The organism is Paenibacillus sp. FSL R10-2734 (assembly GCF_037963865.1).
Classification (GTDB): Bacteria; Bacillota; Bacilli; order Paenibacillales; family Paenibacillaceae; genus Paenibacillus_AQ.
In genome coordinates, this window is the sequence record NZ_CP150170.1 from 4676230 (window position 1) to 4698993 (window position 22764).

The 22764-nt window shown below is 45.5% G+C and carries 29 protein-coding genes; 3 read left to right on the forward strand and 26 right to left on the reverse strand.

What is annotated here, in order from left to right:
• Positions 1 to 185: 185 nt before the first annotated feature.
• The 10 genes from rnc to NSS67_RS20370 all read right to left on the reverse strand — a co-directional run bounded on the left by rnc (position 186) and on the right by NSS67_RS20370 (position 8220).
• Positions 186 to 890, reverse strand: a complete 705-nt coding sequence (gene rnc, locus NSS67_RS20325; protein WP_339315401.1) for a ribonuclease III — start codon at positions 888 to 890, stop codon at positions 186 to 188.
• A 12-nt stretch (positions 891 to 902) separates the two neighbouring features.
• Complete coding sequence (fabF, locus tag NSS67_RS20330; protein ID WP_339315402.1) at positions 903 to 2141, reverse strand: beta-ketoacyl-ACP synthase II; 1239 nt, start codon at positions 2139 to 2141, stop codon at positions 903 to 905.
• Between the two features lie 207 nt (positions 2142 to 2348).
• A complete protein-coding gene (locus NSS67_RS20335; protein WP_036686493.1) occupies positions 2349 to 2582 on the reverse strand; it encodes an acyl carrier protein in 234 nt (77 codons plus the stop codon).
• 154 nt (positions 2583 to 2736) lie between these two features.
• A complete protein-coding gene (gene fabG / locus NSS67_RS20340; protein ID WP_339315403.1) occupies positions 2737 to 3486 on the reverse strand; it encodes a 3-oxoacyl-[acyl-carrier-protein] reductase in 750 nt (249 codons plus the stop codon).
• Between the two features lie 24 nt (positions 3487 to 3510).
• A complete protein-coding gene (gene fabD / locus NSS67_RS20345) occupies positions 3511 to 4434 on the reverse strand; it encodes an ACP S-malonyltransferase (RefSeq protein ID WP_339315404.1) in 924 nt (307 codons plus the stop codon).
• 37 nt (positions 4435 to 4471) lie between these two features.
• On the reverse strand, positions 4472 to 5461 hold the full coding sequence (locus NSS67_RS20350) for a beta-ketoacyl-ACP synthase III (protein ID WP_339315405.1): 990 nt from the start codon (positions 5459 to 5461) through the stop codon (positions 4472 to 4474).
• 8 nt (positions 5462 to 5469) lie between these two features.
• Positions 5470 to 6459, reverse strand: coding sequence for a phosphate acyltransferase PlsX (gene plsX, locus NSS67_RS20355; RefSeq protein ID WP_339315406.1), 990 nt, complete (start codon positions 6457 to 6459; stop codon positions 5470 to 5472).
• Positions 6443 to 7039: a transcription factor FapR gene (gene fapR / locus NSS67_RS20360; protein WP_339315407.1), complete on the reverse strand. Its 597-nt coding sequence runs from the start codon at positions 7037 to 7039 to the stop codon at positions 6443 to 6445. Before fapR ends, plsX begins: the two co-directional genes overlap by 17 nt.
• A gap of 425 nt (positions 7040 to 7464) precedes the next feature.
• Complete coding sequence (gene rpmF / locus NSS67_RS20365; RefSeq protein WP_019911234.1) at positions 7465 to 7638, reverse strand: 50S ribosomal protein L32; 174 nt, start codon at positions 7636 to 7638, stop codon at positions 7465 to 7467.
• 69 nt (positions 7639 to 7707) lie between these two features.
• The gene (locus tag NSS67_RS20370; RefSeq protein WP_036686482.1) at positions 7708 to 8220 is read right to left on the reverse strand and encodes a DUF177 domain-containing protein; all 513 of its coding nucleotides are present in this window, start codon (positions 8218 to 8220) and stop codon (positions 7708 to 7710) included.
• A 330-nt stretch (positions 8221 to 8550) separates the two neighbouring features.
• Between NSS67_RS20370 and NSS67_RS20375 the strand changes: the two genes are divergently transcribed.
• Positions 8551 to 9789, forward strand: a complete 1239-nt coding sequence (locus NSS67_RS20375; RefSeq protein ID WP_339315408.1) for a nucleotidyltransferase — start codon at positions 8551 to 8553, stop codon at positions 9787 to 9789.
• Here the strand turns inward: NSS67_RS20375 and NSS67_RS20380 are convergent.
• Positions 9779 to 10816 carry a SepM family pheromone-processing serine protease gene (locus NSS67_RS20380; protein WP_339315409.1) on the reverse strand — a complete coding sequence of 346 codons (1038 nt, stop codon included), beginning with the start codon at positions 10814 to 10816 and terminating at the stop codon, positions 9779 to 9781. The genes NSS67_RS20375 and NSS67_RS20380 overlap by 11 nt on opposite strands.
• Positions 10817 to 10968: 152 nt before the next feature.
• Here NSS67_RS20380 and NSS67_RS20385 point away from each other — a divergent pair, with 152 nt between their 5' ends.
• Positions 10969 to 12195, forward strand: a complete 1227-nt coding sequence (locus NSS67_RS20385; RefSeq protein WP_339315410.1) for a nucleoside recognition domain-containing protein — start codon at positions 10969 to 10971, stop codon at positions 12193 to 12195.
• Here NSS67_RS20385 and coaD read toward each other — a convergent pair.
• From coaD to nirB, 15 genes are all read right to left on the reverse strand, one after another.
• Positions 12167 to 12685 carry a pantetheine-phosphate adenylyltransferase gene (gene coaD / locus NSS67_RS20390; RefSeq protein ID WP_339315411.1) on the reverse strand — a complete coding sequence of 173 codons (519 nt, stop codon included), beginning with the start codon at positions 12683 to 12685 and terminating at the stop codon, positions 12167 to 12169. The genes NSS67_RS20385 and coaD overlap by 29 nt on opposite strands.
• Positions 12669 to 13277, reverse strand: coding sequence for a 16S rRNA (guanine(966)-N(2))-methyltransferase RsmD (rsmD, locus tag NSS67_RS20395; RefSeq protein ID WP_339315412.1), 609 nt, complete (start codon positions 13275 to 13277; stop codon positions 12669 to 12671). Before rsmD ends, coaD begins: the two co-directional genes overlap by 17 nt.
• 336 nt (positions 13278 to 13613) lie before the next feature.
• Positions 13614 to 13739: a hypothetical protein gene (locus tag NSS67_RS20400; RefSeq protein ID WP_339315413.1), complete on the reverse strand. Its 126-nt coding sequence runs from the start codon at positions 13737 to 13739 to the stop codon at positions 13614 to 13616.
• Complete coding sequence (locus NSS67_RS20405) at positions 13732 to 14184, reverse strand: DUF6773 family protein (protein WP_339315414.1); 453 nt, start codon at positions 14182 to 14184, stop codon at positions 13732 to 13734. The genes NSS67_RS20400 and NSS67_RS20405 overlap by 8 nt, the downstream gene beginning before the upstream one ends.
• Positions 14184 to 14381 carry a helix-turn-helix transcriptional regulator gene (locus NSS67_RS20410; protein ID WP_339315415.1) on the reverse strand — a complete coding sequence of 66 codons (198 nt, stop codon included), beginning with the start codon at positions 14379 to 14381 and terminating at the stop codon, positions 14184 to 14186. The genes NSS67_RS20405 and NSS67_RS20410 overlap by 1 nt, the downstream gene beginning before the upstream one ends.
• Positions 14382 to 14697: 316 nt before the next feature.
• Positions 14698 to 14793 carry a YjcZ family sporulation protein gene (locus tag NSS67_RS20415; protein WP_339315416.1) on the reverse strand — a complete coding sequence of 32 codons (96 nt, stop codon included), beginning with the start codon at positions 14791 to 14793 and terminating at the stop codon, positions 14698 to 14700.
• A 261-nt stretch (positions 14794 to 15054) separates the two neighbouring features.
• On the reverse strand, positions 15055 to 15150 hold the full coding sequence (gene yjcZ, locus NSS67_RS20420) for a sporulation protein YjcZ (RefSeq protein ID WP_339315418.1): 96 nt from the start codon (positions 15148 to 15150) through the stop codon (positions 15055 to 15057).
• 264 nt (positions 15151 to 15414) lie between these two features.
• Entirely contained in the window at positions 15415 to 15510 is a 96-nt protein-coding gene (gene yjcZ, locus NSS67_RS20425) for a sporulation protein YjcZ (protein WP_339315418.1), read from the reverse strand.
• Between the two features lie 119 nt (positions 15511 to 15629).
• Positions 15630 to 16052, reverse strand: coding sequence for a hypothetical protein (locus NSS67_RS20430; protein ID WP_339315419.1), 423 nt, complete (start codon positions 16050 to 16052; stop codon positions 15630 to 15632).
• A 110-nt stretch (positions 16053 to 16162) separates the two neighbouring features.
• Entirely contained in the window at positions 16163 to 16447 is a 285-nt protein-coding gene (locus tag NSS67_RS20435; RefSeq protein ID WP_339315420.1) for a holin, read from the reverse strand.
• A 20-nt stretch (positions 16448 to 16467) separates the two neighbouring features.
• On the reverse strand, positions 16468 to 17277 hold the full coding sequence (locus tag NSS67_RS20440) for a glycoside hydrolase family 73 protein (RefSeq protein ID WP_339315421.1): 810 nt from the start codon (positions 17275 to 17277) through the stop codon (positions 16468 to 16470).
• Between the two features lie 168 nt (positions 17278 to 17445).
• Complete coding sequence (gene cobA, locus NSS67_RS20445) at positions 17446 to 18213, reverse strand: uroporphyrinogen-III C-methyltransferase (protein WP_339315422.1); 768 nt, start codon at positions 18211 to 18213, stop codon at positions 17446 to 17448.
• Entirely contained in the window at positions 18210 to 19085 is an 876-nt protein-coding gene (locus NSS67_RS20450) for a formate/nitrite transporter family protein (RefSeq protein WP_339315423.1), read from the reverse strand. The genes cobA and NSS67_RS20450 overlap by 4 nt, the downstream gene beginning before the upstream one ends.
• 30 nt (positions 19086 to 19115) lie before the next feature.
• Positions 19116 to 19427, reverse strand: a complete 312-nt coding sequence (gene nirD / locus NSS67_RS20455; RefSeq protein WP_339320646.1) for a nitrite reductase small subunit NirD — start codon at positions 19425 to 19427, stop codon at positions 19116 to 19118.
• Positions 19428 to 19460: 33 nt separating this feature from the next.
• Positions 19461 to 21875, reverse strand: coding sequence for a nitrite reductase large subunit NirB (gene nirB / locus NSS67_RS20460; RefSeq protein ID WP_339315425.1), 2415 nt, complete (start codon positions 21873 to 21875; stop codon positions 19461 to 19463).
• Positions 21876 to 22188: 313 nt separating this feature from the next.
• Between nirB and NSS67_RS20465 the strand changes: the two genes are divergently transcribed.
• Complete coding sequence (locus NSS67_RS20465) at positions 22189 to 22755, forward strand: ANTAR domain-containing protein (RefSeq protein WP_339315427.1); 567 nt, start codon at positions 22189 to 22191, stop codon at positions 22753 to 22755.
• Positions 22756 to 22764 lie beyond the last annotated feature (9 nt).

Sequence of the window (22764 nt, forward strand, 5' to 3'; positions counted from 1 at the left end):
AAATATCCCCACAAAGAGGCGCTTTGCTTCGATGCGTACTCAGGTACTTTGTGGGGGCCCCGAATAAAACGAGCAATATAAGATTGGGCTATTCTGTCGAAAAAGAGCAGCAACGGTCTGAGCTCCGCCTAAACGCCGGTATTCAGACCTTTGCTGCTCTCCTCCGCTTGTCCTCATGATGCAATTCAAGCACCATCTGCTTTCAGATGCAACAGTGCAGCTGCTGCAGCCTGCTGCTCTGCTTCCTTCTTGGAGCGGCCGCTCCCTTTACCAAGTGAACGGTTAGTCATTAACACTTCAGAGACGAATTCACGCTCATGCGCGGGTCCCCGTTCTTCAATGATCCGATATTCCAACGTACCCATATTGTGCTGCTGAATTAGCTCTTGCAGTTCCGTCTTGTAATCGGTCATCTGCATTTGCAGTTTCCCATCCGTCTCCACAAGTGGAAATACGTGATTATCAAGAAAAGACCTTACAGTTTCCAGTCCTTGGTCAAGATAAAGCGCTCCCACGAAGGATTCGAACACATCAGCCAGCAGGGCCGGGCGAGTACGTCCGCCCGTAAGTTCTTCCCCTTTTCCCAGCAGTACATAACGTCCAAACCCTAAACTTTCAGCAAACTTAACCAGCGAAGGCTCGCATACGATAGCGGCACGCAGCTTGGTCAGTTCCCCTTCAGGTCGATCTGGCAACAGATTGTACAAATATTCAGAAACCGTCAACTCCAGTACAGCATCCCCTAGAAACTCGAGACGCTCATTGTCCTGATGCTGATTGAAACGGTGTTCATTCACATAAGATGCATGGGTAAAGGCCTGCTTCAGAAGCACAGAATCGTGAAATTGGATTTGAAGTTGCTGTTGTAACTGCTTCAGTTCTCCTTTCACCGCGCTGTCCCCTTACTGATTATATTTTTTTAGAATAACGGTTGCGTTATGTCCCCCGAATCCAAATGAATTCGACATTACAATATCCAGATCTGCCTTACGTGGCACATTTGGTACATAATCCAAATCGCATTCTGGGTCCTGGTTGTCCAAATTAATCGTTGGTGCAATCATCCCTTTTTGCAAAGAGAGTCCGCAGATAATAGCCTCTACTCCACCAGCAGCACCTAGAAGATGACCTGTCATGGATTTCGTTGAGCTAATAGCTACTTTATAGGCGTGTTCGCCCAATGCTTTCTTAACAGCAGCCGTTTCTGATCTATCTCCTACAGGCGTTGAAGTACCATGTGCATTGATGTAATCAATATCTTCAGGAGAGATACCAGCATCACGGATGGCCATCTTCATGCAGCGAGCTGCACCATCTGGATCAGGCTCTGTCATATGATGAGCATCAGCGCTCAGTCCATAGCCGATAACCTCTGCGTAAATCTTCGCGCCACGTTTCTCTGCATGTTCGAGTGATTCAAGAATAAGAATTCCAGCGCCCTCTCCCATAACAAAACCGTCACGATCCACATCAAACGGACGACTAGCCTTCTCAGGCTCATCATTACGAGTGGACATTGCTCTCATTGCACAAAAGCCCGCCATACCCGTTGGACGAATGGTCGCTTCTGAACCTCCGCAGATCATTGCATCCGCGTCTCCACGTTGAATCAAGCGGAAGGATTCCCCAATGGAATGGCTTCCTGTAGCACAAGCTGTAACTGTCGTCGTATTTGGACCCTTAGCACCGAGGTTAATGGACAGTTGCCCAGAACCCATGTTGGCGATCATCATCGGGATAAAGAATGGGCTAACCCGCTTTGGCCCTTTTTCAAGCAACAGATTATGATTGTCTTCCCAAGTACCAAGACCTCCGATACCCGAACCAACAGATACACCGATCCGTTCAGCATCGATATCTTCACCGATCTTAAGTCCGCTGTCTCTCAACGCGTCTTCACCGGCAGCCACTGCAAATTGTACAAAACGGTCCATCTTGCGGGCTTCCTTGCGGCCAAAAAGCGCCTCTGGATCAAAATCTTTAACTGACGAAGCAATTTGCGTAGTATATTCACTGACATCAAAGGCCTCTACCATCGATACACCTGATTTACCGCTCATCAGATTATCCCAGAACGTCTCTAAATCTTTACCCAGTGATGTGACTACGCCCATCCCGGTTACAACCACTCTATGACTCAAACACAATCACCCCATCTATAGGCTGTATACATTATATTCAGTACATATATACTGCGAATTATTACTATATGAACAGCGGTCACCGCATCATTAAAGCTTCTGCGGTTCTGTTATCATCCCTATAAAGCTGCACATGGCAACCTTTAATGCTGTATAAATGAGGAGAAGCCCCGCCCAAGTTGGAACGGGACTCTCAATCATATGACTCTAGGTATGAGATTGTATGTACTTCACAACTTCACCCACGGTCGTAATCGTCTCTGCATCTTCATCAGAGATTTCCATGTCGAATTCATCTTCCAATTCCATTACCAATTCTACTACATCAAGAGAATCAGCACCTAAATCATCTTTGAAAGACGCTTCTAATGTTACCTCAGCTTCATCGGCACCTAAGCGGTCGATGACAATGCGTTTTACACGCTCTAATACATCGGACATCCGGTTCACCTCCTCTTTTGGTATTATACGAGATATGAGGTCAAAATACCATAGACCGCAAAAAACGCTTTCCTGATCCCTCACATTTCTTCTTTAAAACAGTGTAATTTCTCCCAAGCATAAACGCCTTCGGCGTCTTTATAAGGACGGAGAATTACATATACATCCCGCCATCCACGTGTAGTGTCTGGCCGGTCATATAAGCGGCGCCTTCAGAAGCTAGGAAAACAACTGCCATAGCTATCTCTTCCGGACGCCCAAGGCGAGCTAGTGGAATGCCCTTCTCTAGCTCACTGCGAACTTCTTCAGAGAGCTCACGCGTCATATCTGTATCGATAAAACCAGGAGCGATACAGTTAACGGTGATGCCACGCGAAGAGAGCTCACGAGCGGCTGCTTTCGTTAGACCGATGACACCAGCCTTAGCTGCAGAGTAATTAGCCTGACCAGGGTTACCTGTCACACCCACAACCGAGGAAATATTAATGATTCGACCGTAACGCTGCTTCATCATCGGACGTGTAGCTGCCTTAAGGCAATTAAACACACCCTTCAGATTCGTCTCGATCACTTGATCGAACTCTTCCTCTTTCATGCGCATAATCAGGTTGTCTCTGGTAATGCCGGCATTATTGACAACAATGTCAATACGTCCCCAGGTATTAAGAACCTCTTTCACAAGGCTCTCAGCCTGTTCACTATTACCAACATCCCCACGGATCGCAATGCCCTCCGAGCCAAGCTCTGCAATACGAGCCACAGTCTCGTGTGCCGCTGCTTCACTCCCTGCATAGTTCACAGCCACCTTTACGCCGTGTTCTGCAAGAGCAAGCGCGATACTACGACCAATGCCACGTGAGCCGCCAGTTACAAGGGCTGTCTGGCCCCGCAATGCTGAGAACATAGTTTACTCCCCCTTCTGACATATTTACAAAACAGTTTGGACACTCTCAAGCGTATTAATGTTGATTACCTTGACTGTTTTGTCTATTTTGCGGATAAGACCTGCCAGAACACTGCCAGAACCAATCTCAACAAAAGTATCCACACCATTCGCAATCAACCATTCAACACTGTCCTGCCAAAGCACAGGGGAATACACCTGACGAACGAGCAATTCGCGAATTTCTTCGGGATCTGTTACTGGTGCTGCTGTGACATTAACAATGACAGGTACAGTTGGAGAATTAAAGGTTACCTTCTTCAACTCTTCTGCCAAACGGTCCGCAGCAGCTTTCATCATAGAAGAGTGAAACGGTCCACTTACTTCGAGCGGAATCGCCCGCTTACCACCAGCTTCTTTAACGCGCTCCACAACACCGTTAACGCCTTCCTGAGATCCGGAAACAACGATCTGACCCGGGCAGTTGACGTTAGCTAGTTCCACAACTCCACTCTCTTCAGATACATTTTGGCATAATAATGCCAGTGCCTCACGATCAGCTCCAAGCACTGCCGCCATTGCACCTTGACCACCTGGAACTGCTTCTTCCATGAAGCGACCGCGTAGGCGTACTAATGTTACAGCATCTTCATAAGACAACACACCCGCAGCAACTAATGCGCTATATTCTCCAAGGCTATGTCCAGCGACATAATCTGGCTTCAAGCCTTGTTCCCGCAAAGCTTCAAGATAAGCTACGCTAGCTGTAAGAAGCGCTGGCTGCGTATTTACTGTCTGCTTTAGCTCACTGTCCGGTCCTTCAAAAATCAGCTTACTCAGTGGAAATCCTAGAACTTCATCACCTTTTTCGAACACTGCACGACTGTTTGGAAGAGCATCGTATACATCCTTACCCATCCCAACTGCTTGTGCTCCCTGACCGGGAAAGACAAATGCGATTTTACCCATAAGTATGAACTCCTTCCCGTATTACGGTTTCAGCTTATTACCAGATCAATACTGATGCGCCCCAAGTCAAGCCACCGCCGAATCCAACCATTAGAACGGTGTCGCCTTCTTTCATACGTCCTTCTTCCGCCGCTTCAACAAGAGCTAGTGGAATAGAGGCCGCCGAAGTATTAGCATATTTATCAACATTGATCACACATTTCTCCGGTGGCAGATCCAAACGCTGCATAGCGGATTGAATGATACGAATATTCGCTTGGTGTGGTACAAACAAATCAATGTCTTCCTTACCCAGACCAGCTTTGGTAAGCACACGTTCTGTAGCTGAGCCCATCACACGAACTGCAAATTTAAATACTTCACGACCATTCATATAGATGAAATGCTTCTTATCTTCAACGGTTTGCTGAGATGCAGGCAAGCGTGAACCGCCGGCTTCTAGCTTAAGCAAGTTCCCACCAGAGCCTTCAGCACCCAGATCAAAGGATTGGAAGCCACGACCTTCTGGAACCTCGCCAATGATTACCGCGCCTGCTCCATCACCGAACAAGACACAAGTATTTCGATCCGTATAATCTGTGATGCGGGATAAAGTATCCGCTCCTATAATAAGGGCATTGTTGTACATTCCGTTCTGAATGAATCCAACCGCTGTAGCTAAGCTGTATACAAAACCAGAGCAGGCTGCTGACAAGTCAAACGCCGCAGCACCTTTAGCACCCAGTTTATCCTGCAAAATGCAGGCTGTAGAAGGAAAGGAACTATCAGGTGTTACTGTTGCAATAATAATCAGATCCAAATCTTCGGCTTTCATTCCCGCGGAATCAAGTGCCTTTAGTGCTGCTTCATACGCTAGATCAGAGGTTGCCTCATGAGGCGCAGCAATATGTCTTTCACGGATGCCTGTCCGACTGACGATCCACTCATCGTTAGTCTCCACTATTTTTTCCAGATCGCTATTTGTCAATATTTTCTCAGGTACATATTTCCCAGTTCCTATAATTCCAACCGGTCGCAACTGTCTCATGTCGTCACTCACTTCCCGCTAATTTCCTTGGATATACTTGGCACAAGCTCAGCTTTCAGAGCAATCCGCGCTTGTCTTACTGCATTCTTAACCGCATTTCCGTCAGAAGATCCGTGTCCCTTAACAACTAATCCGCTAAGACCGAGCAGCGGTGCACCACCGTGCTCTTTGTAATCCATTTTACCCTTTAGAGCTCTAAGCTCTGGCATCAGCATAGCCGCTCCAAGCTTAGTCTTCAGAGAACGACTAAATTGCTCCTTCAGCAAAGAGAACATTGCACTCGCCGTACCCTCTAGCGTTTTCAGCAAAATATTACCAGCAAATCCATCGCAGACAAGCACATCGCAGTTCCCTGTCAGCACATCACGTGCCTCAACATTACCGATAAAATGTATGCCTGGCAAGTTCTCGAGCAGCGGGTAGGCTTCTTTCGTCAGTTCGTTGCCTTTCCCAGGCTCGGTCCCTACATTCAGAAGTCCAACACGCGGCTTAGCTATGCCATGCACTTTGTTCCGGTAAATGCTGCCCATCAGCGCATATTGAGCCAGATGTTCAGGCTTCGCATCCATGTTAGCACCAAGATCAAGAGCTAGCACGCCAACATCGTCAAGCGTTGGAATCATAGGCGCCAATGCGGGACGTTCAATCCCCTGCATTCGTCCAACTACGAGTAGCCCTGTAGTCATAAGTGCACCTGTGTTGCCTGATGAAATCATAGCATCTGCTTCGCCTTCACGCACCATTCGTCCAGCTACAACCATGGATGAATCTTTTTTACGACGAACTGCCTTAACTGGCTCTTCATCAGAGCCAATGACGTCTCCTGCATGACGTATCGTCAGGTTAGACGGCTTGTCCTTCAGCAGTGGCTCTAATCTGGCTTGGTCACCTACGAGCACAATCTGTGTATCTTTCCATTCCGCGGCCGCGGACAACGCCCCCTCGACATTACATTCAGGAGCGTTGTCCCCGCCCATGGCATCAATGGCGATCAGCAATATGGTTACCCCCTTCACTGTGATCATCGTTTGCGGACCGATATACTATAAAATGGCCCTGAAACACTAGTTCTTCTCCGACATAGGTGAACACGTCTACCTCCGCTTTGCCACCTCTACCGGCGAGTGACCTCACCTGTGCTTTGGCAATACACTTCTCACCTAGCTGAACTGTGCGCACAAAACGAATATCAGCTGAAGCGGTCAGAGCAATTTCATCATTGATTACAGCAACCGCAAGTGAGTTAGCTTGAGCAAACACATAGTGACCACGCGCGATCCCGTTTCTAGAGAAGACATGATCTTCGCGAATCTCAAATATCGAAATACCACTCTTGTCCAGCTGCAAATCCACAATGTCACCAATGACTTCATCCGCAGGCAAAGAGCGCACCTGATCATAGGAGTGCTCTGCCATTTGCTTCATTCGCTCACGCAGTTCTGGTATTCCCAGCTCCATCCGGTCTAACCGAATCGTCTGAATGCTAACCTTCAGCTGACGAGTCAATTCCCGATCCGTTACAAAAGGATTGCCTGCGATTATATGTAGCAGCTGTTGCTGACGTTCTTTCTTGGACATCCGCTCGATTGCGGCTCACCTCCTGGCACGTGCCAAGCATAAACGCCTTCGGCATCCTTATTAGGACGGTAAGCGTTTAAGCGAGAAATATAAGGCATAAAGTATAGGTGCTAACTTATACTTTCTTATATTTTAAAGAAAGCATTCGGCCGCTTAAATGGCCGCTGTTATATTAGGTCAAATAATCATAATTATTATTTAGAACCAGGTACTAATATGTAGTATAAAGCATGCCGCAGCAAAAATAAAGCATTGACTTCTAGGGGATTTATATTTGGATAAGCAAAAACGCCTTCGACGTCCCTATTAGACGGTAAGCGTTTGTGCGAAAAATATAAGGATAATGTATAACATGAAACTTTTACTTTCTTATAATTCAAAAAAAATAGTACCTCACCGATAGTGAAGTACTACTTATTCTGAAACTATTGTTTGATGATTTCTCTTGCTTTGTAAGTTCCGCAAACTTTACATACGTGGTGAGCCAATTTCAACTCTCCGCATTGTTCGCATTTCACCATGCCCGGCACAACCAACTTAAAGTGGGTGCGACGTTTGTCACGGCGTGTTTTAGACGTTCTACGTTGTGGTACTGCCATGTGTTCCACCTCCTTGTGATATTTCTGTCAGCCTGCTCCTCGGAGCAGGATGTGTTTTGTTGTAATGTTTCATTTGAAAAAGTCTTTCAACCCAGCGAGTCGAGGATCGATCACTGTGTTGTCGCAACTGCAGGTGCCTTCGTTCAAGTTCTGTCCGCATTTCTGACAAAGACCAAGACAGTCTGCCTTGCACAATACCGAATCCGGTAAGTGCAGTACGAAATTTTCTTCCACATACGGGATAAGATCCACAACCTCATCCTTGACGTAAATGAGATCCTCATCTTCGTCATCATCTGGAAGAACTGGCTGCTTAAGCCACTTGAAAGTCTCAGCAAAAGGAATGTTCAAATCACTTTTGACCTCCGTGAGACAACGTGAACATAACATGTCCACATCTCCACTCAGTTTTCCCACCACGTTCACACAATCGGTTCCCGCGGGCAGCGCTTTAAGGTCCACTGAGAGCGGAGCAACAGTTAGAATATCCTTGCGCCCTTTGACTACCTCGCTGACATCCACAACATCGTGAATATGTAACGGTTCGTCGGCATTCGCTAATTTGCGAAAGTGAATCTGCATACTTATCACTCCCAAACAAACAAAATTTATTATACCTAGTATTATATACCTTTGTCAACCATTTTCCCTTTATATTGTTTCAGGAATTGGAGAGAATTATGATATAACTATTAGTGTAAATCAAAAGTACAACTTATGCTAACAGGATATCTAGTCATTAAACCTACTAACACTATAAGTGAGTGTTCAAAAAGTACGGTTTTCAGCACCGGAAGTTTCGCCTGAATTCAATATTCGATGTCGAATAATCTTCTTGGAATACTTCGTGATCAAAAGCGGACTTTTTGAACAACCTCTATAAATAAATCTTACACTCGGAGGGAAGCAGCTGTGACAACGGTCGGAATAATTGCAGAATACAATCCATTACATAACGGGCATGTACACCACTTCACCGAATCCAAAAGACTATCCGGCGCTGATAGCTCCATCGTCATCATGAGCGGTCCCTTTACGCAGCGCGGCGAGCCGGCGGCGGTAAGCAAGCAGGCCCGGACGGAGATGGCGCTACGAATGGGCGCCGACCTCGTCATTGAGCTGCCGGTGACCTATGCCGTAGGGCCCGCAGAATGGTTCGCCTTCGGAGCAGTTGCACTGCTGGAAGCGACCGGGGTCGTGGACAGCTTGTGCTTCGGCTCCGAAGCCGGCACTTTGGGTTTGCTGCTTCCTCTGGCCAGGTATCTGGCAGAGGAAAGCAGCGAACTTCAGAGCGAGATTCGCCGCCGCATGGCGCTCGGAGCGAGCTTTCCTGCCGCGTACAGCGCAGCGGCGGCGGTGGCCTTTGAAGGGACTCACCGTAACGAGGAGAGTCCCGGCGACGCTGGCGCGCTGCTGCGCCAGCCGAATAACAGCCTTGGCTTGCATTATCTTATCGCTTTACAGAGGCTGAACAGCAAGATACAGCCACTGACCGTCCCGCGTACGGCAGCTGGTTTCCATGATCCCTTGCAAGCAGGATCATCTATTGCAAGCGCAACTGCTATTCGCAAGCTGCTGCAAGAAGGTGGATCACCGGCGCCTTACATGCCGGAATATAGCGTGTCCATATTGGAAAGAGAGCATGCAGCCGGTAGAGGCCCTCTGGAGCTGGAGCATTTCCGAGGCCCCCTCCGTCACCTGCTCTCTACACGCACTGCTGCCGAGCTACGAACAATCCAAGATATGAACGAAGGCCTAGAGAACAGAATCCTACGTCTTCTACCTGAAATGGAGCAATTTTCTATTTCAGGTTTGCTCCAAGCCCTTAAGAGCAAGCGTTATACTCATACTCGGCTACAACGCCTGTTGCTACACATTTTGCTTAATCATACAAAGGAAGAAATGACCCCTTCTGTACTAGCAGAGGGGCCCGGTTATATTCGAATCCTTGGTTTTAGAGAAAGTGGACGCGTACTTCTAAAGCAGATGAAGCAAAAAGCAACCTTACCCATCGTCACGCGACCGTCACTATGCGCTCATCCACAGTTAGAGCGAGATCTACAAGCGGCATCCGTTTTTTCTGGCGCCTTTCGAGAACCTCTCAGAACAGATATGTATCGCGATTTCTTGGAACCTCCGGTCATGGTTTGACCGGCAGTTCCTCCATATACTTCAACGCCTCATCCAGTGTAGATACCGGCACCAGCTTCATCGATGTGCCGATTTTATCAGCCTTTGTTTTAGCTTCTTCATAATTTTTGATCGGCACGAAAAAAACCTCCGCCCCTTCTTTATCCGCCGCAACAATCTTATGCTTCACTCCACCGATTGCGCCTACCACACCTTCAGCGTTTATGGTGCCAGTGCCAGCGACTCTGTGACCTTTTGTCAAATCACCAGGAGTAAGACGGTTGTAAATTTCCATAGTGAACATTAGCCCTGCCGAAGGTCCGCCAACATTCGTATCCACAAAGCTGACGCCTTTTCCTTCTTCTTTAGGCTTTACCTTTTGGACAGCAGCAATTGTGACTCCGAAACCAGGTCGAACCGCAGTACCCTCTTTATCTTTGATCTCGACCAGTGTCACTTGCTCCTTAACTTCCTTACCATTTCTTTGCAAAACAACGGCGACCTGATCACCGATTTTTTTAGTTGAAAGTAAAGCGGAAAGCGCTTCTGGATCAGCTACTTTCTGTCCTTCTACAGTTATGATTCTGTCACCCGGCTGGAATTGACCTTTATTACTTGCAACCGGAACCGAAAAAACATACAAATAATCCACTACATCCTCATATGGGATTCCCGCTGCGTGATAAGCCGCCTGAACGGAGTAAGATTGCGAGCTATTCATATAAAAAACCTGCTCAGCAGCATACTCGTCCTCGGACTTATCTCCTAGCCGAGTTTCTTTCCGTACAACCTCTGAATTGGAATTAAAAACTGAGGCGACCAGTAAAGCCACATTAGCGTAACTAGCGGATACCGTAGTCATCATGAAGGTCCCTTCTTCAGCTGGATCAGCATTCTCCACTTTAATCATAGGAGCAACCTCAGATGCACTACCCGGCTGATATACAATATATGGAGTGTTCATAAAAACAAATACATACACGATAACTACAAACGTAAAGAGGTAGGCTGTGGCGCGGAATCCCGGCCGATGCTTCAGTTGCTTCACTGCTCTTCCCTTCTTTCCCACGGCACATTTAGGACATGAATGTTTGAACTTCAATACCGCTTCGACTAGTGGTTTGGCATGATGGTTGTCTACTCTGCATAAATTGATAACACATCTGCTATGCCTTAAGTTATGAAGAGGTGATTCTAGAAATGAACAATATTAAAATACGCCGGATAGCTAGTCGCTCCACACCTTTTCTATCCGGGGCGATCGCAATTCTGTTAGCCATTGCAATCATCATCTCACCAGAGAGCTCTTTTGAGGCTTCTCTCCAAGGATTAAAGCTCTGGTGGACACTCGTATTCCCTGCACTGCTCCCCTTCCTGATGCTGTCAGAGATGCTAACCGCCTCGGGCTTCGTGCATGGTTTCGGAGTTCTCCTAGAACCTTTGATGAAAAAGGTCTTTCGACTTCCCGGCGCTAGTGGCTGGACTTTGGCGCTTGGTATTACCGCTGGATTCCCTGGTGGGGCCGGAGGCGTAATGCAGCTTCATAAGCAGGGCAGCATTTCGGACAAGGAAGCCGCTCGTCTTGCCTCCCTTACGCATTTCGCAAGCCCAGTAACCCTACTCATTGTGATTGGTGTAGCTTTTCTACATAGTCCATCAGCAGGCTACTTCCTACTTGCTATCCATTGGATTTCAGGACTTCTGGCCAGTTACACAGATGTTCTGTTAAATGGCCGGATAGACAATCCACAGCCTACTGTAAAGAAAAGCACGAATACCAAACGACCTTCTTTATATAGTCGTGTCCAGCTTGCAGCTACTGAAGCCAGATCAAGAGACGGCCGAAGCTTCGGCAAGCTTCTTGGGGAGTCGGTAGCTACAGCCGTGCAAAATTTGATGGTTGTGGGCGGTTACATGATCATGTTCGCTGTAGTCATCAATATCATCTCTGCTGTGCTTCCTGCGTTGCCGACCGCTCTGCCAGCAAGCTTGCTGGAGATTCATTTAGGAGCCGACGCCATAAGCAAAGGGCTCACGAACATCGGAGCCGGATCATCAGGAGTGCTAGGCATCGCCTTACTATCTGCTGCACTAGGTTGGAGCGGGCTCTGCGCCCAGCTACAGGTACTAACCCTGCTTAAACAAGCAGGGGTCCGATTCCTCCCCTATGCTAAGGTTCGCCTGATGCACGGAGCCTATGCTTTTTTATTAACACTACTGCTATGGAAACCGCTGTTGACTATAAGTGAAGCTGCTTTGCCTGCTCTTGCTGATTCACAATCCACACCAAACAGAACCATTAATGTAACTTCCATATGGAGCTCTTTTCCACAATTACTCAGTCTGCAGTCTCTTCTACTCATCATCCTACTAGCATTATCCGCAGCAATATATCTCGTTAGTGCTTTTCGCCATCGACTCGATTAAATTTAAGCTTCATCGCTTGTTCCACCTCTGGCGTCACGAAGTCTGACACATTCCCACCGAAATGGGCAATTTCTTTTACAACGCTGGAGCTTAAATAGGAATACTTCGGATTAGTCATCATAAAAATCGTTTCCGCGTCTGGATCTAGGCTATGGTTGATGGATGCATTTTGCAGTTCATATTCAAAGTCAGTTACAGTACGAATACCACGAACAATGACTTGAGCATCTTTTTGACGAACATAATTGACTAGCAGATCCCGAAAGCTGTCGATTTCCACATTTGGAATGTCAGCCGTTGCCTGTCTTAAAAGCTCTGTTCGCTCTTCTACAGTAAACAGCGGATTCTTACTCAAATTATTTAGCACCGTTACGATTAAACGGTCGAATTGCTTGGATGCGCGCCGAATAATATCCATATGTCCCATAGTCACGGGATCAAAAGTGCCTGGATAGATCGCGACACGTTCTTTTCTAATTTGCAGACTCATTCTCTACCTCCTCACCAGTCTCGCCGTCCTCTGAAGGATCAGCTTCATACTGATAAATAGAAATTGTCGTTTCTCCGTATACGGCCTGACGCAGCCTATAAAATCCTGGGATGTTCTCAGGATAGGCATAACTTGATTCGTGCTCCAGTACAATGATTGCGTCCTCTTGCAGCATTCCTTTTTCTACCATAGACAGCATCAGCTCATCTCCGTGCTTCAATCGGTAGGGAGGGTCTAAAAAGACTAAATCAAAAACACGTCCCCGCTTCTCCAATGCACTGAGCGCTCTCCCTGCTTCATTTCGGTACACTTGCGCACGTGCTTCAAGATTAGTCGCTTTTAAATTCGCGCGGATCGTGTCGATACTTTTAGGATCCATATCTACAAATACGGCACTTTCCATTCCTCTGCTTAAAGCTTCGATACCCAGACCACCTGTACCTGCGAACAAGTCCAGCACTGCTCCACCTTCGAAATATGGACCTATCATGCTGAACACTGCTTCCTTCACCTTATCGGTTGTAGGTCTTGTCCCACTTCCTGGCACACTCTTTAGCGGCCTTCCTTTTGCGCTTCCTGATACCACTCTCACCGTCAATCACCCGCTCTATGTCTCTGTTTGTTATACCCAAAAAGGCATAAGTCCACGCTTATCGTAACACATTTGCGCGATGAAATAAAAAGTTTGTCTAGATATGAAAAATGGACGAATGAAGACTATTCCGATAAATTAGTCTCCATTATGTATAAGACTGGACTTCCAGGGACATCATGTAATTATCGACACCACAAATGTCGTAGACAACCGCGGAGCAGGCTTACGTTTCCCCATAAGCTCTTCGTCCGGTTTCTCCTCTCCCATGAAAGGGGCCCTAGAGATAGGGCCCCGAATTTATGTTTATAAAGCCTTATGTAGCAAGAAATCATGTCATTTCCACGATTCGGGTAGTAGCCCCGGCCAAAAATAATACAATTCACTATCGGAAGCCATCAGATCGTATGCTTGATCCTCGCAGTCTTTAGAATTCCCTGAACATCCGCTCATTTCATTCATCTATATTTTCATCAGAACCTAATTCATCATCTATTTGCTTTTGTCTTCTTTTGTTGATATTCCGTAACACAAAGTGTGCAAGAAAATAAACAATCGTAAAAGCAACAAAGATTAAAATAAGATTCCATACATTTCTTTCACCCGCCAAAAATACCATCAACGAAACACAAATCCCGCCTGAAACAATACTGTTTAGGACCAGCCTTTTGTTTGAGTGACTTTGGGAAATATCAACACCATCAGACAAGTGCCTTATAGTTATATATATTCCAATACCAATTAGGCAGAAAAACTCAACTGCAAATTGTGCAAACGGAGCATTCATTATGAATTGTTGAATCAAGATTGAAATCAGCAAACAATATACTAATATTTGAAAAGCATCGCTTTGAATCTTCCTTCTCTGAGATACAATTCGTTCATCATTGACTCTGCTGTTTCTCATTATTTTTCCTCCCAAAATAAATCGTTTAAAGTTTTACCGAGTGCTTGGCAAATTGCAACGCATAGATTTAGAGATGGATTATAATTACCAGCTTCAATAAGTCCAATTGTTTGTCTTGTCACCCCAACAATGTTTGCCAAATCTTCTTGCTTCATATCGCACTCAATTCGGGCAATTTTCATTCGCTTGTTTTTCATTGAATCCCTCCATATACTTCGAATTATAATATATTTATTACATAATGCAATTTATATAATGCATTTATTTGTGAATAATAAGCAAACTCGCCCAAAAGCCCTCGACCCTCGAATTTATGGAACGCCTTTCACCGTCTTTATTGGAACGCTCAGTGGCCGCTAGATAATATCCTTTAAGATGTATTCCATCATCGGAATACTATCCCCCAACTGTCGAGGCACTGATTATTCCGCCACTCTTTATCAGCCTTCGAAGTAAAAAAGCCCACTTCTAGCACTAACGCTAGAAGCAGACCCCTTTTTTTAATAATAGGATTTAGAATATGCAAGCACAGGAAATGATTACCAGCAAGATGAACAAAACTAAGATTGCACTTGTAGAAGTAAAAGCACCACCAACATGAGCACCCATGTGAAGACCTCCTCCATTGTTTAGAATACACCACAGGATATGTATTAACCCTTCCGGAAGATTGGGCAATCGGTTAAAAAATAACCCACTGGGCAACCAGCGAGGTTAATGGCTCTACGCTTAGTCAGAAACTAAAATGCTGTCGAAGCTCTCTGGACCTACACGTACCGTTCCATCTGTAGCATGAATCGATGTAACAAAATAAAAAAAGCCCACTACTAGCATTAATGCTAGTAGCAGACCCTTTTTTTATAATTGGATTTAGAACATGCAAGCACAAGAAATGATTACCAGCAAGATGAACAAAACTAAGATTGCACTTGTAGAAGTAAAAGCACCACCAACATGAGCACCCATGTGAAGACCTCCTCCATTGTTTAGAATACACCACAGGATATGTATTAACCCTTCCAGAAGATTGGGCAATCGGTTAAAAAATAACCCACTGGGCAACCAGCGAGGTTAATGGCTCTACGCTTAGTCAGAAACTAAAATGCCGTCGAAGCTCTCTGGACCTACACGTACCGTTCCATCTGTAGCATGAATCGATGTAACAAAATAAAAAAAAGTCCACTTCTAGCACTAATGCTAGAAGCAGACCTTTTTTTTATATATTAGGCTCTAGAACATACATGCACAAGAAATAATTACTAACAAAATGAACAAAACTAAAATTGCACTTGTAGAAGTAAAAGCACCACCAACATGAGCACCCATGTGAAGACCTCCTCCATTGTTTAGAATACACCACAAGATATGTATTAAGCCCCCTGTAAGATTGGGCGATACGTTAAAAATATAACCCCGCCAACTGCGCGAGGTTAGTGTAGAGATGTCTAATCAGAAACTAAAATACCGTCAAAGCTTTCTGGACCCACACGTACCGTCCCAAGAAGATTAGAAGATACAAATGCTGTATAAGTGAGTTGAGGTGTGATTGCAGGTAAGAAATCTGCTGCCGAAAAGGTTATTACTTGCGGCGCCAATATACTAAGACCAAAAGTTGAAGTAGCAGAATACACACGTGGATCCGTAGGTAAGGTTCCTCTTACAATCGTAATTGTAATACCTACTAATGCCAACGGAAGGGTAACAGATATTGTACCTTTAAGCAACACACGTGGATTCGTAGTCACTCCAGCTGTTATCAGACCAATTTGTCCAAATAATTGTGGCGTGTTTATGAAAGTAATCGGAATAGAGATCGAGTTGGCGAGACTGGCATTTTGTGATGTTCTAGCGTCAAGATAAGTTCCCAAAGTTACACCTCCTTTCTTGTTCATACGATAGTATATTAATCAACTCGATAGAGTGCGTAGTCATTTCAACAGTGAGAAAGGATTGTTTTTAAGAACAAATAAGGCCGAATCTATTTATCGTCTTTTTTTGTCCCTTCCCTTTTGTTAAAAGCAAGCTCGAATAATCCCGTCGCCGAAAGTCCCGCAAGCCCTCCAGCCCAAAGCCGCAGGATAAGGTTCATATCGGTGAACGGATAGGCAACTGCCCCAACCAGCAAGCCAATAGCTAATCCAACAACCGGTACAATGTTCCGCGGAATATTCACGCTATTCTTCACAAGTTGTACGAGCGCCATTACAAAAACAGCCAGCACGGAAGCAAAGGCAAGCACACTGTTGAGAGCATCATTATACATAGTGTCTATCCCTCCCTATTTCATTTTCCACTACCTGTAACAAGTAAGCCTGCACGGTTAAGCACGGTTAATATACGATAGAAGTCATAGCTGCCACCTGATGGCGTGTCTAGCAGCCCCGCAGCACTTGCTGCCTTTACAGCCGCTTCAGCCCATGTCGGTACATTCATCACAGTACGACCTTCAATTAAAGTCACCCGATCCGAAAGCTTAGCAATCGACTGACCTTGTTCCTGCACACCCGTCTTTAGCGTATCCTTGCTATCCGTAAGGCTTACTATAAGGGCACGCAGTTCCTTTATTTCTGTTTCCAAAAGAACCAGCTTTTGTTTATCCTCTGCCGACATTTCGTCATCTCCTTCCTTGATGTCTTCATCATATAAATACAGATTATAAGTATTCATTATCTGGATAAGCTTTGCCGCATAGTTAGGGTCAGTAGCATAGCCAGCGGCAGCAATTTCATGTGCAGCTACCTTGCCACTCGCACCAAGTACTTTGCTGTAAAGGTTACGATTCCACGAAACACCATTCATAATTAACGCGGAATGATCCGCGATAGATTCTCCCCAGTTGTTATAAGCCCGAAAAGGAGCTTCTACTTTAACTGCTTTACCATTAACATATTCAGTAGTTTGCACAGTAATACTGCCTGCTGGTCCGCTACCTTTAATTCCAAACAAATTGTTTGCTTTAACAGTCAACCCGCTACTGCCCCAACCCGATTCCAGAGCCGCCTGAGCTATCGTTAGTGATGCCGGAACCTTACTAATCTGCATGTCCTTCACAGCAAAATTAGCAATCTTCGCTATGAACCCAGTCTCCGTCATTTCATCACATCCTCTCCCTCTATTAAATGCAGAGCATAATGAAATGATTGTGCTTATCCCCTATCAGCAGAGACTTTTTGCTAGATTCGCTTCCTAATTTACAACAAAAAAAATACGCATTCTAAGAACACGTATCTCATTCACACTTATAAACACTATCAATCTCGTCTAGCAAATTTGTGATCTTACTATGTTCTGTAATTGTATAAGCTGCTCTCTCAACTTCACAACCTCACCTACTATAATAAGAGCAGGATTGTTGATCTTCATTGCGATTGCCAGCTTATCGATATTATCCAGTGTTCCAGTAATAGTCCGTTGGCTAACCGACGTACCATTTTCTATCAGCGCAATCGGAGTTTGAGCATCCTTGCCGTGTAGCAAGAGCTGTTCGCGAATCTGACTCAGTTGGCTAACCCCCATATAAATAACCAGAGTATCTACGCTATGCGCTAATCGATCCCAACGAATAGGAGCAACATGTTCAGGACAGCGACTACCAGTTACTACGGCAAAAGAAGCCGCTATGCCACGATGTGTTAAAGGAATCCCCGCGGAGGCGGCTACACCGATTGCAGAGGTTATACCAGGGATCACCTCATAAGGAATCCCCGCTTCCACTACAGCCAGCGCTTCTTCCCCACCCCTCCCGAATACAAAGGGGTCTCCTCCTTTAAGGCGAACAACCTTGTTGCCTTCAGAAGCATATTGAATGAGCAGCCCATTAATTTTCTCCTGCGACATTGAATGCTGACCTGGAGATTTACCACAATAGATTAGTACTACTCCGGCTTTGCTATAGTTAAGTAGCTCTTCATTTACCAAGCGGTCATATAAAATAACGTCTGCCTCTTGGATACGGCGCATAGCTTTAACCGTAATAAGCTCTATATCTCCCGGTCCCGCTCCGACAATAGCTACGCATCCCGGCTTCATAAGCTTTTCTCCAGCACAGCGTTTTCCAGAACTACGGGGTCTCTGCGACCAACCGATAAATCTGAAGCCTGAGCTAATTGACTGTCCTTGGAACTTTTTTGTGAGAGATATAATAGAATTCCGGTAAACAGGACCCCCCCTATAAAATTGCCTAGTAGAACAGGAATACCGTTCCATAACCACCAGTCACCAAAGCTAACACTCGCACCAAGCATCATCCCCGCGGGGATTACGAACATATTTACAACGGTGTGCTCAAACCCCTGTCCAAAGAAGGTTAAGATGGGCAACCACATGGCAATTATTTTGCCGGAGGTAGCGCTCGAAGTCATAGCCATAACTGCGCCCAAGGTAACCATCCAGTTACAGAGCATAGCTTTAATAATAACCAACAGCATTCCGTCTCCACCCATATTTTTATAAGCGATGGTCTTGGCTTCACTTGTATTAATTAGAGTTTGAATCATCGGGTTACTCATATCCGTCCCCATCTTAGTAATCGTAAGACCGTAAAGGACAGCATATACCGCACAACCGAGCAAATGTCCGATGATCACCCACAAATAGTTATTCAACATTCGTTTAACTGTTGTTTTCTTCTCCAGAACCGCCAAAGGTATTAGCGCGAAGCTACCTGTTACTAGCTCTAGACCGAGCAGAATAATCATTACAAACCCTACTGGAAAAATAATAGCTCCTACCATAGGAATCTTGGATTGCGCCGCAGCTGTATACGCCAACGTGGTGGCACAAGCTAGAATCGCTCCACCCAGACTACCTCTCACCAATAGCTGTAAGATAGATAACTCCGCTTTGTTCTTGCCGCTTTCTATCATTGCGTTCAGCACTTCACGCGGTTTGATATAATCCATGATTATTCCCCCTCTTAATTGGTCTTTTCTTTAAATGGTCACATAGATTGAGCCGCTATTCGGATCGACTTCTACCTCAAAAGTATTAATACAGCCTTTATCTGGATCCATAGCAACACCGCTATGCAGATCAATCTTCCAGTCGTGCAGCGGGCAGTGAACCTTCGTACCGCATACCATCCCTTCGGAAAGAGCACCACCTTTATGTGGACATTTATTCTCTACCGCAAGAACCTCACCATCCGAAAGTCGAAAGAGTGCGATCTCCATGTCATTGACTATAAAAGTTCGCGAACCTCTGGTATCAATATCCGTCACTTTCCCAACGAGCTTTTTGGTCATAGTCATCCTTAATCCCCCTTAAACAGTCTCAATTTACGTGATAGTTTCGAAATTCTTACGAAGTTCAGACTCATTTATGATTTGTTTCCATGGGTCCGTAGTCCGGCTAAGCACTGTCTCAATTCTTCCCTTGAGCGCCAACCGCTCTTCGCGGCTTTCAAGAGCTTTCTTTATACTATCCACCCCTACTCGTTCGACCCAGTGTGCGGTTCTCTCATTCCATCCGGCCTCTTCACGGTAATATTGTAAAAATGCACTTGCCCATTCGACTACCTCGTCTTCAGTCTTCACTACACATAGAAGATCCGTAGCCCTTACATGCACGCCTCCATTCCCACCAATATGCAGCTCCCATCCACCATCTATCGCAACAACACCAAAGTCTTTAATCGTTGCTTCCGCGCAATTACGGGGGCAGCCGGACACAGCGAGCTTCACTTTACCCGGCGTATTCAGGCGTTCGAATTGTTTCTCTAGTGTAATTCCCATACTGATTGAATCCTGGGTACCGAATCGGCAAAAGGTAGATCCTACACAGGTCTTCACTGTGCGCAGTGTTTTGCCATAAGCATGACCTGAAGGCATATCTAGCTCCTCCCACATCTTGGGTAAATCTTCTTTCTTAACACCGAGTAAATCCAGTCTTTGGCCTCCGGTAAACTTCACCATTGGAACATCAAACTTCTCGGCAACCTCTGCGATTTTTTTCAATTCCGAGGGTGAGGTTACACCGCCATAAATACGTGGAACCACAGAGTAAGTCCCATCCTTCTGGATGTTGGCGTGATAACGCTCATTCGTATAACGAGACTCTTTCTCGTCTACATAATCCTCCGGCCACAACATACCTAGATAATAATTAAGAGAAGGGCGACATTTCGCACAGCCTTCCTCCTGCCCCCATTCCAGAACGTTCATCACTTCTTTGACCGTCATTAGCTTCATTCTTTTAATCTCAGAAACAATCTCATCACGATTCAGCGTTGTGCAGCCACAAATTCCTTCTTTAACTACCGTGACCGAATCGCCTGCATACAGTTGCAATAATCCTTCCACAAGTGGCTTACAACCTCCACAGGAAGCAGATGCTTTGGTGCAAGCTTTAATTTGCCCTACGCTGTTACAGCCTCCAGACCCTATCGCTTCAGCAATTGTCCCTTTAGAAACTCCATTACATCCACAAATGATTTCATCATCCGGCATAGCTTCCAACCGATTCCCCTGTGTAGAGGAGAGCACATCCGCAGAGATTCCTAACAGAAGTTCCTTTTCCCTTCCTTTAACACTCTCTTTATTCTTAATGATCGAGAACAACCCCGCACCGTCGCCGGTGTCACCAAATAATACAGCTCCGATCAATACGTCATCTTGTATAACCAGCTTCTTGTAGACTCCTTCGATCTCATCCTGATATCGCAGTGATCTAGAGCCGGCCGGCTCAGCAAATTGTCCTGCTGAGAACACATCCACACCGGATACTTTCAGTTTGGTTGAAGTTACTGAACCCGTATATCCTTCTACTTTTACTCCAGCCAGCCTTTTTGCTAATACAGCACCTTGTTCATATAAAGGAGCCACAAGACCGTACGCGATCCCACGGTGCTCTGCACATTCACCCAGAGCAAAGATACCAGGAATATTCGTTTCCATATAATCATTCACGATAATTCCGCGGTTGATCTGCACACCACTCTTCTTCGCCAATTCAACATTTGGCTTGATGCCCACTGCCATAACAATAAGATCCGCATCGGCTGTGCTACCATCAGTGAATAGCAAACCCTTGACTCTCTTCTTCCCTAAGATCGCCTCCGACTGCTTGTGCAGCAGAAACCTCATCCCTTGAGCTTCCAGCTCTCTTCTTAGCATTATAGATGCAGCTTCATCCAGCTGGCGCTCCATAATATAATCGTGGATATGCACCACAGTGACTTCCATTCCGAGATGCAAAAGACCTCGTGCCGCTTCCAGTCCAAGTAGCCCCGCACCGATAACAATTGCTTTTTTAAAAGATTCCGCAGTTTTTTGCATCATCTGGCAATCCTTTATATCGCGAAAAGCAATAACACCTTCTTTATCCGCACCAGGGATCGACAACATAAAAGGATTTGAGCCTGTCGCTAAAATCAACTCATCGTAGGGAGCAACTATCCCTTTATCCGAATATACCTTACGACGCTCACTGTCTATTGAAATCACCGTATGACCCATATGCAACTTAATTCCTTGGCTGTGATACCATTCCAAATCATTGATGATAATCTCATTCATTTTCGCCCCACCGGCTAGAACGGAAGACAACATAATCCGGTTATAGTTTGGATAAGGCTCCGAGCCAAATATCGTAATCTCATACCCCTCAGGATTTAACTTAAGTAAATGTTCAATCATACGAACCCCTGCCATGCCATTACCGACCAACACCAGTTTCTTGCGAGCAGCTGTCATCTATATCTCTCTCCTCTCCGATTGGAAAACCCAAAAAGCCCGCTCCACTCCGCACGGAAACATACATTTCCATTGCGAGATGTGAAAGCAGGCGCCATTGCCGCTTCAATCGAATACACCGTTGTATTCGTGATTGATTCATTTGATAAAACGACTATACAACAGGAACTCACTTAACGTCAACAATTATGACATATAAAATTTTTATATCTTAAACACATCGACATTCTCGAATATATATGTTATATAAAATAACATCATAGTTAAGAAAGGGCGTCGAACTATGCATTCCCTGTTGATCATTCATAACAGCATGACAGAGAAGGACACAGCCGAGCGCTCAACTAGTTCACCGGACGCCGTTCTTCGTTCCTCCGGATATATTGTCACCACGGCCTTTACACAAGAAGAAGCTGTGACACAGATCAAAGATGCTGACGCCTCCATACTCCATTTACCCATCACAGAAATGAATAGCTGGGGAACCTTACTTATGCGTCATAAGATTGCACCAATTCTTTGGTGGTGTACCGACGAAACAGCCACGTTATCTCTTGCTGCATGTGAAGATAACATCATGGTGGATGGTGTGTTGTCTCCTACCATGCTTTCACAGGAGATTCATTGGATTCTTCATTTCAGTGCCAAACAATGCTTTGAACGGCAACAATGGCTTAAAGAGCGAGAACAACTACATGCCCGGATCGAAGAACGAAAATGGATTGATATGGCTAAAGGAATTCTGTCAAAGGTTAAGAACATTTCCGAATCCGAAGCGTATGATCTTCTCCGTAAACAAGCTATGAATGAACGCAAGCGCATGGTTGATGTTGCTACTTCAATCATTAAAGTATATCAATTACTGCAAGATCAAAACTGAGGGGGAATG